The sequence below is a fragment of the Streptomyces sp. NPDC006879 genome (assembly GCF_042869595.1).
Classification (GTDB): domain Bacteria; phylum Actinomycetota; class Actinomycetes; order Streptomycetales; family Streptomycetaceae; genus Streptomyces.
In genome coordinates this window covers 1-12,101 of sequence record NZ_JBIAGC010000015.1, presented here as the reverse complement: position 1 = coordinate 12,101, position 12,101 = coordinate 1, and the positions used below count along the sequence as shown (strand labels likewise).

Here is a 12,101-nt window from a genome sequence, read left to right as displayed (position 1 = left end):
GACGATGTCGATGGCGCGTTCCTTGCGAGCCTGGTCGAGGGTCAATGGCCATGAGTTAGCGTCCCCGTAGGTGGGTTGACCTGGATGAACACCATCTGGCCAAGGTGCTGCGGCACCCTAACTCATGGCCATTGGGTCGAGGGTCGGGCTAAGCGTTGTGCCGCTGGGGCCTGATCGTAGCTCTTGGCCTCTCCCGCGTTGTCCTAATCGACGGGCGTCTGTATCGATTATGGCGACATCCATCAGGTTGGGGACGTTGTTCCCCAAAACCGAACTTGCCGTCACTCCTACTATGTGCTGGCGGGTGAGACTCCGGTACTGGTTCATAACTCCAACGGCTGCCTCACGATGTCCTCTGCTATTAGCGAGGACTCGGCGCTGGTGAAGGCCGCGCAGCAGGCGGGGAAGAATCAGAAGGTTCAGGCTGACCTGGACAGCTTGTTCCAGCAGCCGTCGCGCGGAAATATGAATCCGGGCCTCGGGAGTAAGGCGTTGTCCGGAACGGATGTCACCTACGCGCGAGGAAGGAACGGCGGTCGCCTGTTCTTCCGGAACGTCGATGGCGGGATTCAGATCGTTGGCAAATCCGACAAGGCGAACGAGTCCAAGGTGATTGCGAGGTTGAACCAGCTCTATGGCCAGTGACCCTCTCTACCGCGTAGAGAACCAGCAGTTCAGTGCGCTCTTCATGCTGGGCGCGGAGGACGACAAGGAAACCGTCGAGAATGTCGACGCAGAACTCTGCCTGTCGGACGGGACGCGATGGAGCGCCACATTCATGACGCTGCGCGCAATCGAGCAAGTGATGAATCGCTGGCGGGAGACTGGAGAATGTTCCGGAGGGGCATATTTTCAGTGCCCCGATCTCGTGATCATTCCGAAGGGTGGCGTGGCGGCGATGCTGGATTCCTTCAAGGGCATCATCGAATCAGGTGGGCCTGAAGGGGTTTTGCAATTCCTGGACGAAAGCTAACTCGCCCATAGATGCGCTCGCAGAGCGAAACAGGATGCCCCTTTCCCGGGTGACGGCGAAAGGGGCATCCTGGCGTTTGACGGCAACGATGACGGCAACGTCAGCGGACGACGGCTGCGGTTGGTGAGTCGTCGGGGGTGCCGGTCGGGCCGAGGGCATTGCCGAGGGTGTCGATGGCCTGGCGCTGGAGGCGGAGGCGTACGTGGGCGTATACGCCGGCAGTCACGCCGATGTGGGCGTGTCCCAGCAGCTCCTTGATCACGACGAGGTCGACGCCCTGTTCCAGGAGCAGGGTGGCGGTCGAGTGCCGGAGGTCGTGGAAGCGGATGGTCCGGAGTCCTGAGCTGTGGAGGAGGCGGCGGAAACGGCGGGTGAGGTTGGTGGGGTCGAGCGGCTTGCCCTGCGGGGTGGTGAAGACGAGGTCGCTGTCCGTCCAGCCCTTTCCGGCGGCCTGGCGCTCTTCCTGCTGCCGTTCCTGGTGGATCTTGAGGGAGCTGATGCATTCGGTGGGGAGGGCGATACGGCGTTCGGAGGCGAGGGTCTTGGTGTTCAGGACGGTCAGGCCCTGGCTGCGGGTGCGCTGGAGGGAGCGGTGGATGGTGGCGGTTCCGCCGTTGAGATCGAGGTCTTCCCAGTGAAGGCCGAGGAGTTCGCCTTTGCGGAGTCCGGTGCGCAGGGCGAGTTCGTACAGGGCGTGGAGCTGGTCTTTGCTGGCTCGGTGGAGGAACTGTCGGGCTTCGGCGGTGGTGAAGGGCTGGAAGCGTCGCGGCCGGGGCGTGGCGGTCTTGACGTTTCGGGCGACGTTGCGCGGCAGTTCGTCCTCGCGGACGGCGTGTTCGAGGGCGGACTTGAGGACCGCGTGGAGGTACGTCACGGTCAGGGGCGACAGTCGCTTTTCGCAGCATTGGCCGATCGCGCAGCAACGCTGTCGCTTCATGTCCTGTTGCTGGGCGCAGCACTGGCAGGTGGTGCGGAGTCCGTCGAGGAGGGTCCGGACGTCGCGGGTGGTGAGCCGGGCGAGCTTCCTGGCGCCGAGGCCGGGGTTGATGTGGAGGCGGATGGCTGCGGCGTAGCGGGTGTAGGTGTTCTCCCGCAGGTGGTGGATGGCGACACCGTCGAGCCAGTAGGCGAGGTAGGCGCTGACGGTGCTGTCGGCCGCCGCGACGGGGAGGCCGCGGTTGCTGGCGGCGATCTTCTCCGTGAGCTTGGCCATCGCGTCCTTGCGGGTGGTGCCGTAGACGCGGACCCGCTTGCGGGTGTGGCCGGGCGCGAGGACGTATCCGGCGGCCTCCCACCTTCCGTCCTTGCGCTGGTAGACGGTCCCGTCTCCGTTCGCACGGGTGCGGGAGCGGCGGGACGAAGCGAGGCGAGGCGTGGTCATCAGGCGGTGTCCTGTTCGAGGCGGGTGTGGATGAAGTCGGTGAGGGCGTGGGTGGGGATGCGGCGGGCGCGGCCGAGGGTGATCGAGGCGAGTTGGCCGGTGCGGAGCAGGTCGTAGACGGCGGAGCGGCCGAGTTGGAGGCGGTCCATGACCTGGGGCACCGTGAGCAGATCCAGCACCGGTGCCGCCTCCGCGTGGAGGACGGTGGGCGAGGGCGAGGCCATCAGCAGCCCCCTTCGGCCGCGAACTGCCGTTCCTGTTCCTTGCGGTGCCATACGTAGGCGGCGAGGAGGGCCGCGCCGGGGCTGTAGCCCGAGCCGAGATAGTCCCAGCGGCCGACGACGAGCGTGGTCGTCGGGTCGAGGTCCGGCAGGCCGGCATGGGCGCGGGCCTGTTCGGTGCGCCAGGAGCGACGGGCTTCGCGCAGCGCGCCCAGGGTGGTGGAGTAGTTGCGGGATTTGGTGGAGAAGTGGCCACGGAAGCCGAGCATGTGGGCCCACTTCCAGAGCTTGAGATCGGCGAACTCGGGCAGTCGGCCGAGCTCCCAGCAGGTGCGGAGCATCTGCCGGACGTGGTGGGCGACGGAGAGGAGGGGAAGCGGCCGGGCCTGTCCGGTGCCGTCGCAGGTAGTGCATGGGAGCGGGGTGCCGTGTGGCAGGAGGGTGGCGCCGCGACCGTGGCAGGGGCGGCAGTACAGGGCGTGGTCGAGGGTGCCGGAGGCGTCGGCGGATTTGGTGGCGTATTTGGCCACGTAGGCGGCGACTGCCTGGTCGGTGAGTTCGCTGTCGGTGTCGAAGGCGGCGATCTCGCGTACGTCGAGCTGTTGGCCCCAGGTGAGTTCGCGTTCCCCGATCGCGTCCGAGGTGACGGAGATGCGGGCGCGGGGTGCGGCGGCGCGGATGGCGTCGGTGAGCACGGCGACGGTGGCGTACGACGGCGGGGGCTGCGTGCTGCCGTCCGGGCCGTCGAGGCGGATCACTGCGTGGAAGTGGACCAGGCCGCGCTTCTGATACTCGGCGACCTTGGCGAAGGACACCCGCAGCACGGAGCGGGCGGCCTTCTGGGTCAGTCCGAGCCGGGTGGCGAGCTCCCGGCGCAGGTAGGTTGTGAAGCGTGCCCACAAGGCTCCGGCGTGGGCGTTGAAGAGGACGGCTCCCGTGTAGTCGTACGTCGCCGGGTTGAGCGGCGTGCCGAGCAGCGGGTCCGTGGGCTCGTGATGGGTGCCGCAGCGGCAGGGCCGGGCGTCGGGGCGGTTGTGGACGGGGCCGAAGGAGGGGGCGGTGAGGGTGGCGAAGACGCGGGGGTGGGTGCGGACGGTGTCGGGGACGGTCTTGCCGCCGGAGAGGCCGGCGCGGATGAGGTGGTAGGTATCGGCGGCGTAGAGGCGGGAGCAGGCCGGGCAGCGGGAGGCGCGGCGGTTCCCGCACCCGGTGAGCAGGCTTCCCGTGGGCTCCTCGGAAGAGGTGTAGGAGCGCAGTACCTCACCGGTCGCGGTATCAACGGTGGTCGTCTGGCCGGTCAGGCGGACGGGTTCGGTGCAGCCGCCGAGTCGTTCGATCTGCTGCTGTGCGCGGTCGAAGTCGGGCTGGTTGACGAGGTGGAGCAGGTCCCGTACGGCGGGGCTTGCCACGTGGCGCAGGTCCAGGGTGACCATTCGGGGCGTGTCCCTTCTGTCGGGTGGGCGGCCCCGAGCAGCAACCAGCCAGGAGGGAAGGCGTGTTGGTGCTGCTCGGGGCATGACGAACCGGGCCCAGGGGCGGGCGAGGTTGAGTGAGAGGTGATGCGGTCGGTGGGCCCGGGGCTCAGAGTTGAGCGAGGGCGGCGGTGGCGACCGGCAGGGCGACGCCCATGCGCTGGCCCAACTGGGCTGCGGTGATGGGTGCGTCGTGTTCGGTGCGGTGGGTGTCCGCGATGCGCCGGGCCGCGTTCAGCAGGGCGGCAGGCAAGGCCGGGCTGGAAGCGGGCCGAGCCGTCTTGGCGACGACCGGCGGAGCGGAGGTCGGAGCCGGAGCGGGCTGCGGTTCCACGGCGGGGGAGACGGCGACGACCGGGGCGGGCGCCGGGGGCTCGGATGCGGGTGCTTCGTCGGGCACCGGTTCGGAGACGGGGGTGGCGGCCTCTGGGTTCTCGGTGGGGTGGGTGAGGGTGTGGAATTGGGTGAGGAAGGCGGGGCCGACGTGGCCCCAGCCGAGGAGCAGGAGCGGGGCGACGGTGTCCAGGCAGGCGCGTCCGTAACGGCCGGCGAGCAGGGGTTCGGCGGTGTTGAGGGCGAGGGTGAGCAGGCCGCACAGGTGCAGCAGCCGGGTACCGGTCCGCAACTCCGCCTTCGGTACGCCGCGCAGGGCGAGGAAGCGCAGGGCGACCAGGAGGCCGACGACCGACAGGTCCACCATGGGCGCGATCAGTGGGGCGATCGGATGCGGGACGCCGAGGCGCAGGGCGAGTGCCCAGACGTTGCCGAAGGAGAAGACGAAGGCCAGGGCCGCGATGACCGCTATGACCACGGTCACGGTGCGCCGGGTGAACCGTTCCTCCGCCATGTTCTCAACCTGCCTTCTGGTGTGAGCATTTCGGGGTCACTTGGTGAGCGAGGGTGCGGGCGTTGTCGTCCGTCCGGTCGAGTGCAGGAGGGCGTCCAGGCACAGGTCCGGGTCGACGGTCAGGTGCGAAGTGGCGTCCGCGACGCGGGCGGCGTCGGCGTCGGAGACGTAGGGGGTGCGGATGCGGGTGTAGCCGGGGCGGCCCTGCATCGCCATCACCGCGACGCCGACGTAGGCGGGGTCCTGCAAGGTCACCGGGCTGGCGTCGGGCCAGTTCCGGATGTCCTCACCCAGAGCGGCCACCGCGGCTTCCACGGTCTTCTGCGCGAAGGAGAGCCCGATGGGGCACACGTCGCGGATGAAGGTCGGGATGGCGTCGCCGGTGGTCTTCTGGCTGATCAGGATCACCAGGATGCCGACGCTGCGGCCCTTCTTGACCAGGTCCTCCACCAGCCGGGCGTTCTCTGCCGTCAACGCGGCAAGACGTTTCGTCGTCGGGTCGCTGCCCTTGTACTCGCGGAAGTACGTGTGCGCCTCATCGATGATCAGGACCGTGAGCGGCCACTCCGGGGAGGGGCCGACGTGCCACATGTTCTTCACGCCCAGTACGTCCCGGATGGCCGCCGAGCGCCGCTTGCGCAGCTCCACCAGACGCTTGAACAGCGCGTTCGCCTCATCCAGGTCATCCCCGCAGAACGCGAACATCCGCTTGACCAGGTCCGCGTAGTCCCCCTCCGACGCCCGCGACACCTTCCCGTCCGCACCCGCGATCTGCACGGCCCCTGAGGGCGCGAAGTCGCAGACGAACTTGTTGACCCCTGAGGTCTTGCCCGCACCGGGGACGCCGGCCACCGTCACCCCGGGCACGTTGGCCAGGGACACCCACACCTTCGCGGCGTACTCGTCCACGCCCAGCTCCCAGCGTGTCAGGTCCGTGAGTGGTCGGCCGGTGGGCCGGTGGGCGGTCGGCGTGGTCAGCGGGTCGGAGCGCACGCCCCGGATGACCACCTTGCCGGGGCCGTCCGGCAGTACGGACACGCGCGTGCACCGCCAGGCGTCCGCCAGGAACCGGGCCGACTTCTGGTACTCCTCCAGCCCGACCTGCGGCAGCGTCCTGGCCCGCACGATGACTCCGAACTGGTCCGGCTTCACCTTGATCTTCGGCGTCAGGACCCGGGGAGCGGGGGTGTCACCGTCCTTCTGCGCGGTGAGCTGCGCGAGCAGGCCCGGGGTCTTGTCGGTGACCGTCAGTCCGGCCATCCGGGCGAGCCGTACCCAGCCCCAGCGGACCCGGACGGCCTGCCGCATGCTGGCCCGCGTGCCCCGGTCGGCCCGCACGTAGCGAACCACCGTCATGAGCAGCCACACACCGACCAACGCCGTAGCGATCGGCAGCGCGTACGACGCGTATCCCGTGACGGCTTCCATGTCAGGCCCCCTCATCGCGTATCAGGCGGAACATGTCGCCCAGGTCGAGGCGGGCCGCCTGCTCCGGGCTCAGGCCGAGCAGATCGAGCACCGCACCGGAGGCGAAGAACGTGGCCTTGCCCTCGGACCCCGCCAGCGGCCGGAGCGGAGACAACGCCCGCTCCGGCGCGGGGTGTTCGAAGCGGATCACTGGGCGGCCTCCGCCGTCACCAGCTCCAGGCGAGCGGCACGGTAGGCGACACCGTCGGAGAGCTGGCCGTTGAAGATCCGCGCCCACGGGGTGGCGAACAGCTCCACCGGCCGCACCATCGCCCCCGGCTTGAGCCCGGCCGCCAGACCCGTCTCCGGGACCGTGATCTTCAGGACTTCGGCACGGCCGTCCTCCATGAGCATCACGGTCACCGTGTACAGCGACGCTCCGGTCTCCCGGTCGGTGGCGACCTCCCCGGTCTGCTGGTCCTTGATCTTCAGAGCCGGGTCGGTGCCCGCGATGCAGACCGCCGACGGCAGCAGGGCAACACGGATTCGAGTCATGGCCATGCCATCACATCCTCGTTCGATGGAGCCGCTTGGTCGACTCGCCATGACCATAGCGGCACACTCGCTACACCCGCAACACTCGATTCGTATCGCTACACCGATACGGCTGGAACGCCGAGGACGCCCGGGTGTGCCGCGAGTGCCGACGCCGCTACCCTCGTGCCATGAAGCTGCCCCTGGGAGAGGACCCCCGGCCGCCGTACGTCCAGGCCGCCGACGTCCTGCGTGCCGCCATCCACGACGGCGAGCTGCGTCCCGGTGAGCGGCTTCCCGCCGCGCGTGAGCTGCAACGACGCTTCGGCATCGCCAGCTCCACGGTTCAAAACGCCCTGCGGCTCCTCAAGGACGAAGGGCTGATCTACTCCGTCCTCGGCCGGGGCAGTTACGTACGCGCGCCGAAGCCGGTGGTGACCGCCGAAGCGGAGGTGGCCGCAGCAGAGGGAGACGAAGTCGATCTCGGCGAGTCCGATCCTGAGTACACCGGTCTCGGTGACCTCCGGCGCGGTTGGCAGACCGCCGACAGCCCCGCTGACGATCCCCGCCCCCCGTACGTGCGGACCGCGGACGCGCTCCGCAAGCAGATCCAGGACGGCCGGCTCGCACCCGGGGCCAAGCTCCCCTCCGCCCGCGAGCTGCAAGCCCAGTACGGCATCGCCAACTCCACCGCTCAGAACGCCCTGCGGGTCCTCAAGGAGGAGGGGCTGATCTACTCCGTGCAGGGCCGGGGCGTCTTCGTCCGCGAGGTCAGCCCGCGCGATCAGTTCCTCAAGCGCTACAACGAGGGGCTGGAGGAAATGGCGGCGCAGCGTCGAGCGGACGAGGAAGCGGTACGGCTCAGCGGAAAGAGCGATGACGAGGTGGCCGCCGAACTCGCCGCCGCCGAGGAGCGGTTCACCAAGGCCAGCACAGAGTTCGAAGCCGCTACCGCCCACCGCGACGCCATGCGCGCCGTCATGGAGCAGCGCAAGCGACTCAGTGGCAACTACACGCCCGAAGAGCAGGCCGCCAGCGTCCAGCGCCTGTACGACCGGCTGAACGAAGGCAGACGCCGACGCTGAACCGGCCGCACCAGACGGAGCAGCAGGAAACGCAGCGCAGGGTTAGCTGTTCAGAGTTTCTTTACTTGATCAAGGCGGTCCGCTGGCGCGGCCCGCGCGCGCTCCGGCCCCGCGGGGCCGCCGCCCGCTCCTGTCTCCGCCCCGCTGGCGACGGCCCCGCCGGTCCGGGCGCGCAACAGCCAGCACAGCGAAGCACCTGGGGCGCTGCCCCAGACCCCGGCCCTCTCTCTGAGGGGCAGGGGGCCCGAGTGCGGGTGCAGCTTCGTCGTGGTGTGGGGTCGAGGTCGCGGGAGGGGTCCCTCGTCGCCCGGTCACCGGAGGCGTACCAGGAACCCCCGGGGGCCGCCAAGGCCGAGCGCACGCGTCACGAGGTGAGCCTTGGCGGCCCCCGGGGAACCCTGGTCCGGCGAAGCTGCCCGACCGACGAGGGACCCCTCCCGCTCAGGCCCCGATCCTGCCGGAGTTCCGGCGCGCCAGGTCGTGGGGTAGCCCCTGTGGGTGGGTGCCTGCCGGATCGCCCCCGGGTGATGTGCTGGCCGGGCGTACCGTGGAGTGGGAGGTGGTGAGTTGATGACTACGGAGCTGGCCGACAACGTCCGCAAGTACCGGCGTCGCGCGGGGATGAGCCAGGAGGAACTGGCCCATGCCGCAGGCGTATCGCCGGGCACGGTGCGCAAGGCTGAGCAGGGCGGCACTCTCCGCATGGAGACCCTGCATACGCTTGCCCGCGCACTGGGCGTGACCACGGCCGCGCTGATGGCCTCGGATGCCCCGGAGCCCGTCGGGCGGACCGAGGAGCCGAACCGCGTCAACCTGATCCAGCTCCGCGCCGCCCTCACCCCGGCCGTCGGGCTCGTGGACCAGGACGCCGAAGCCGTGGGCGAGGAGCCGAATCTGCGCACCTTCCGGCGGACGCTGCAAGACGCACGGGTGCTGTACTTCTCCGACAGCTCCAAGAGTGTCGCGGCCCAACTGCCGGGCCTGCTGCGTGATGCCGCACAAGCCGTCGCCTACTACGACAGCGGGGACGAGCACCGGCAGGCCCTGCTGGCACGCGCCGAGGCGCTGCGTCTGGCCGGCACCTACCTCACCCAGGTACGGCAGTACGACATCGCGTACGCCGCTGTGCGCGGCGCCATCATGGACGCCCGTCAGGCCGGAGACATGCTTGCGGCGGGCTCCGGTGTCGGCTGCATGTGCTGGCTGCTGGTGAGGCAGGGCCGCTTGGATGAGGCGGAACAGGTCGCCGCCCGGAGCATGGACGCGGTGGAGCCGAAGATCACCGGGGCCGAGCCGGACCACTACGCGGTGTGGGGCGGCCTGGCGATGGAGGCCGCCGCCGCAGCCGCGAGGAACAACCGTCCCGACGAGGCGAAGGCGTACCGTCAGGCCGCCCGGGTCGCGGCAACCGCAGTTGGGACGGCACATCGCAATGTTTCCCGGCACTGGTCCGTCTTCGGGCCGGTTACCGTCGCGGTCAAGGCACTTGAAGACTCTCTGGTCATCGGCGACGCCCGTGCGGTGGTGCGCAAGGCGGGCGAGCAGGAGGAGTTGTCGCCCAAGGCGTGGAGGCGCTTGGGCAGGCCCAGCACCAACGACGGGAACCGCTTCACCCTCGATGTGGCGCGCGCCCACACCCGGACCGGCGACCTGTCCGCCGCCATGGACGAGTTGACCCGCGCTCGGGAAGCCGCCCCGCAGTGGCTGCGGCACCAGAACGGGGCCGCCGAGACCATGCAGGAGATCCTGGGCAAGCGCAAGCGCACCCTCACGACGGAGATGCGTGAAATGGCCGACTACCTGGGCGTCGTCGGGTAGCTGCCACGCAGCGTGGCAGTTCGCGAACCAAGAGTCGCGAACTGCCATGGCTCTCGTCTGGGGTGACAGTCAGTCAGTGCCTACGGTCGGTGTGTCCACCATCAGTGACCCAGGCCGGGGGTGCCCAGTGAGCCAGCCCAGGAGCGATGCCGACCGCATGCGTCGCAGAGAGCTGTACGACGCCGCGTCGGGTGGGGGTGGTCCCCGCTTACTGCCATGGACCAGCCCGGAGGGGAAGCCCTGCTACCTGAGCACCGACGGCCGGGGCTACCTCTCCACCCTCGCTGACAGCATCGAGACAGTACAGCTCAGCATGGGCCAGGAACTGCTGGAGTACGCCCGAGAAGCCACGGCTCCCGGAGTGCCGACTTTGTCGGCCACCGAATACCGTTGGTTGGCCTGCCGGTTGACCGAGGCCCTGGCGGACGCGCTCCGAGTAGCCGACTCGCGCGGGCGGCGCCTCCCGGACCCGGAAGAGGAAGAGGTGGACGAGGGTGCCTGACTCTGCGGAGACCGACGCACCGGTCCGCGACGCCGCACGGGGGCGCTACCGCTTCCGCGAGTACCACGTGACCACCGTCCCCGACCCCCTGGCACTGTCGGTTTTCACGGCAGTCTGCGTCACCGGCGAGGAAAGTAACTGCGGTGCCACATCCGGCACCCTGCACACCCCGGACGAGCTGACGCATTGGATCGCCGGACACTGCGCTCAGACCGGCCACCAGCACTACGAGCAGACCGTCCGAGCGATACTCCGCGCCCAGCCCGGCGCGTGGCAGTAAAGTCCCCCTGCGCCGACACTCCGCCAGCGGCAGCGTCACCGTGCGCCCTCGCGCTCTTGACGGCAGTACCGACGGCAACACCCACGGATTCCCCCGCACAACCACGGACGCCAGCGGAACCCGAAACCGCCGCTGATCTGCGAATACGCAGATAGAGCGGGCCCGCGTAGCACACGTACTATGTACTCGCTGGGGCCACGCCCGTACTTGTTCACAACAGCAACTGCCCGACAACCCCAGTTGGCGGGAGGGGTACGAACTTCCGCAATCTTTCGCCAAATGAACCGGCAACAATCGCGGGGCGCGATTACACCGGACATGCGATTGACCGGATGCAGGAGCGCGGCCTCATGCCGTCGGTAGTGGAAAACACGATTCGTGTCGGCGAAAGCATGCCAGGGAAGCGGGCCGGGACCACGGCCTACTACGAAGCGGAGAATCATGTGACGGTGATTACGGATACCGCAACTGGGCGGGTTGTCACCGTTAGCTCCGGAAGGATCAAGCAGTGAGTGATAGTCCCAATGCGCAGTGGCTGCGCGAAGGTGTACGTCAGTCGATTCAGAAATATCGTGCCGGTGGGATTGCACTCCGGGTTCTGATCGACGACCTCGACTCGGTTTCGTCGGATCTTGAGGGATCTCCATTGGGCGAGGACCTTCGCTCGCATTGGTGGGTCCTTGAGGAGATCTATGCTGTTGCTCTTGATCGAGGTGATCTTCAAGGACTGCCTCGCGAGGACGAGCTGGCTATTGAAGAGACCCTCGATGCGCTAGAGCGGCTGTTGAGTTAGATATGCCGCCGTGAGCAGTGATCTTTAGGGCCCGGCTTGACCGGTCGACATCGGTCAAGCCGACTGGTTGACGTGCGGATTCGGAAAGCGGGCCGTCGTCATCCGGAAAATTCTAAGATCAGTAGCAGAAGCAAAGTTGAAGCCCCGTCAGGTAGTCCTGGCGGGGCTTCTGCGTGGGGTGACGGCGGTAGTTGCCGCTGGGTTTGAAAGGGTGGGGTGATAGCTATGGGGGCGCCAGTCCGGTCCCGCCGATGAAGCCATCGAGGACTTCGGGGCGGCGTTGAATGTCGCGTTGTCGGTTCTTCACGAGCGGGGTGAGCTCGTCGATCGTGTGGGGTGCGAGGTTGGTCAGGGACTTCTTCAGGTGGGCCCAGACGCCTTCGACGGGGTTGAGGTCGGGCGCGTAGGGCGGGAGCTTGACGACGGTCAGCCAGTCGCTGTTGCGGTCGCAGAACTCCCGCAATGCCTTGGCGTGATGAGTACTGGCGTTGTCCCACACCACGATCAGCGGGGCACCGCCGAGCTGCCGCCGGGCGGAGGTGAGAAGGTCCGCGAACTCGCGGGCCCGGAAGCCCTTCTTCTGGCCGGTACGGCCCCGGTACGTCTGGGTCCGGTAGATCAGCCTGGTTGCGCGGCCCGGTCTGACGCAGATCATCCCGGCCATCAGGACCCGGCCGGAGCCCTTCCCTGTCACTCTAATGGGTCTCGTCGGGCCGTAGGAGACTACGGTTCGTAGCTGCCAGCGGGTGAGCACTCCGTACCTCCGAGCCATTGCGAGTTCTGTGGTC

The 12,101-nt window shown here is 68.4% G+C and carries 15 protein-coding genes; 7 read left to right on the top strand and 8 right to left on the bottom strand.

The annotated features are described in order from the left end of the window. Positions 1 to 381: 381 nt before the first annotated feature. A complete protein-coding gene (locus tag ACFYMC_RS14385; RefSeq protein WP_388523868.1) occupies positions 382 to 645 on the top strand; it encodes a hypothetical protein in 264 nt (87 codons plus the stop codon). Continuing rightward, positions 635 to 973, top strand: coding sequence for a hypothetical protein (locus ACFYMC_RS14380; protein ID WP_365621564.1), 339 nt, complete (start codon positions 635 to 637; stop codon positions 971 to 973). Before ACFYMC_RS14385 ends, ACFYMC_RS14380 begins: the two co-directional genes overlap by 11 nt. Before the next feature lie 100 nt (positions 974 to 1,073). Here the strand turns inward: ACFYMC_RS14380 and ACFYMC_RS14375 are convergent, their stop codons facing one another. From ACFYMC_RS14375 to ACFYMC_RS14345, 7 genes are all read right to left on the bottom strand, one after another. Further along, positions 1,074 to 2,354, bottom strand: coding sequence for a tyrosine-type recombinase/integrase (locus ACFYMC_RS14375; RefSeq protein WP_388523864.1), 1,281 nt, complete (start codon positions 2,352 to 2,354; stop codon positions 1,074 to 1,076). Then, positions 2,354 to 2,578: a helix-turn-helix domain-containing protein gene (locus tag ACFYMC_RS14370; protein WP_388523861.1), complete on the bottom strand. Its 225-nt coding sequence runs from the start codon at positions 2,576 to 2,578 to the stop codon at positions 2,354 to 2,356. The genes ACFYMC_RS14375 and ACFYMC_RS14370 overlap by 1 nt, the downstream gene beginning before the upstream one ends. Then, the gene (locus ACFYMC_RS14365) at positions 2,578 to 4,008 is read right to left on the bottom strand and encodes a replication initiator (RefSeq protein ID WP_388523858.1); all 1,431 of its coding nucleotides are present in this window, start codon (positions 4,006 to 4,008) and stop codon (positions 2,578 to 2,580) included. Before ACFYMC_RS14365 ends, ACFYMC_RS14370 begins: the two co-directional genes overlap by 1 nt. A gap of 148 nt (positions 4,009 to 4,156) precedes the next feature. After that, positions 4,157 to 4,894: a DUF2637 domain-containing protein gene (locus tag ACFYMC_RS14360; protein WP_388523856.1), complete on the bottom strand. Its 738-nt coding sequence runs from the start codon at positions 4,892 to 4,894 to the stop codon at positions 4,157 to 4,159. A gap of 36 nt (positions 4,895 to 4,930) precedes the next feature. Beyond that, entirely contained in the window at positions 4,931 to 6,322 is a 1,392-nt protein-coding gene (locus ACFYMC_RS14355; RefSeq protein ID WP_388523853.1) for a cell division protein FtsK, read from the bottom strand. Between the two features lies 1 nt (position 6,323). After that, positions 6,324 to 6,512 (bottom strand): hypothetical protein, encoded by a 189-nt coding sequence (locus ACFYMC_RS14350; RefSeq protein ID WP_388523850.1) that lies wholly within the window; start codon positions 6,510 to 6,512, stop codon positions 6,324 to 6,326. Continuing rightward, complete coding sequence (locus ACFYMC_RS14345; RefSeq protein ID WP_201839970.1) at positions 6,509 to 6,862, bottom strand: hypothetical protein; 354 nt, start codon at positions 6,860 to 6,862, stop codon at positions 6,509 to 6,511. Before ACFYMC_RS14345 ends, ACFYMC_RS14350 begins: the two co-directional genes overlap by 4 nt. Positions 6,863 to 7,026: 164 nt before the next feature. Here ACFYMC_RS14345 and ACFYMC_RS14340 point away from each other — a divergent pair, with 164 nt between their 5' ends. The 5 genes from ACFYMC_RS14340 to ACFYMC_RS14320 all read left to right on the top strand — a co-directional run bounded on the left by ACFYMC_RS14340 (position 7,027) and on the right by ACFYMC_RS14320 (position 11,313). Beyond that, entirely contained in the window at positions 7,027 to 7,920 is an 894-nt protein-coding gene (locus tag ACFYMC_RS14340) for a GntR family transcriptional regulator (RefSeq protein WP_388523846.1), read from the top strand. Positions 7,921 to 8,490: 570 nt separating this feature from the next. Next, complete coding sequence (locus tag ACFYMC_RS14335) at positions 8,491 to 9,738, top strand: helix-turn-helix domain-containing protein (RefSeq protein ID WP_388523843.1); 1,248 nt, start codon at positions 8,491 to 8,493, stop codon at positions 9,736 to 9,738. A gap of 157 nt (positions 9,739 to 9,895) precedes the next feature. Next, complete coding sequence (locus ACFYMC_RS14330) at positions 9,896 to 10,240, top strand: hypothetical protein (protein WP_103542878.1); 345 nt, start codon at positions 9,896 to 9,898, stop codon at positions 10,238 to 10,240. Next, positions 10,233 to 10,520 (top strand): hypothetical protein, encoded by a 288-nt coding sequence (locus tag ACFYMC_RS14325; RefSeq protein ID WP_103542877.1) that lies wholly within the window; start codon positions 10,233 to 10,235, stop codon positions 10,518 to 10,520. The genes ACFYMC_RS14330 and ACFYMC_RS14325 overlap by 8 nt, the downstream gene beginning before the upstream one ends. 508 nt (positions 10,521 to 11,028) lie before the next feature. Beyond that, positions 11,029 to 11,313, top strand: coding sequence for a hypothetical protein (locus ACFYMC_RS14320; RefSeq protein ID WP_168534804.1), 285 nt, complete (start codon positions 11,029 to 11,031; stop codon positions 11,311 to 11,313). A gap of 223 nt (positions 11,314 to 11,536) precedes the next feature. Here the strand turns inward: ACFYMC_RS14320 and ACFYMC_RS14315 are convergent. Beyond that, positions 11,537 to 12,101: transposase (locus ACFYMC_RS14315; protein ID WP_388523839.1), on the bottom strand; the 565-nt coding region annotated here is incomplete at its 5' end.

Excerpts from the sequence above, each read along its gene's own strand:
- ACFYMC_RS14380 (WP_365621564.1), top strand. The coding sequence starts at position 635 with ATGGCCAGTGACCCTCTCTACCGCGTAGAGAACCAGCAGTTCAGTGCG.
- ACFYMC_RS14375 (WP_388523864.1), bottom strand. The coding sequence starts at position 2,354 with ATGACCACGCCTCGCCTCGCTTCGTCCCGCCGCTCCCGCACCCGTGCG.
- ACFYMC_RS14370 (WP_388523861.1), bottom strand. The coding sequence starts at position 2,578 with ATGGCCTCGCCCTCGCCCACCGTCCTCCACGCGGAGGCGGCACCGGTG.
- ACFYMC_RS14365 (WP_388523858.1), bottom strand. The coding sequence starts at position 4,008 with ATGGTCACCCTGGACCTGCGCCACGTGGCAAGCCCCGCCGTACGGGAC.
- ACFYMC_RS14360 (WP_388523856.1), bottom strand. The coding sequence starts at position 4,894 with ATGGCGGAGGAACGGTTCACCCGGCGCACCGTGACCGTGGTCATAGCG.
- ACFYMC_RS14355 (WP_388523853.1), bottom strand. The coding sequence starts at position 6,322 with ATGGAAGCCGTCACGGGATACGCGTCGTACGCGCTGCCGATCGCTACG.
- ACFYMC_RS14345 (WP_201839970.1), bottom strand. The coding sequence starts at position 6,862 with ATGGCCATGACTCGAATCCGTGTTGCCCTGCTGCCGTCGGCGGTCTGC.
- ACFYMC_RS14340 (WP_388523846.1), top strand. The coding sequence starts at position 7,027 with ATGAAGCTGCCCCTGGGAGAGGACCCCCGGCCGCCGTACGTCCAGGCC.
- ACFYMC_RS14335 (WP_388523843.1), top strand. The coding sequence starts at position 8,491 with ATGACTACGGAGCTGGCCGACAACGTCCGCAAGTACCGGCGTCGCGCG.
- ACFYMC_RS14330 (WP_103542878.1), top strand. The coding sequence starts at position 9,896 with ATGCGTCGCAGAGAGCTGTACGACGCCGCGTCGGGTGGGGGTGGTCCC.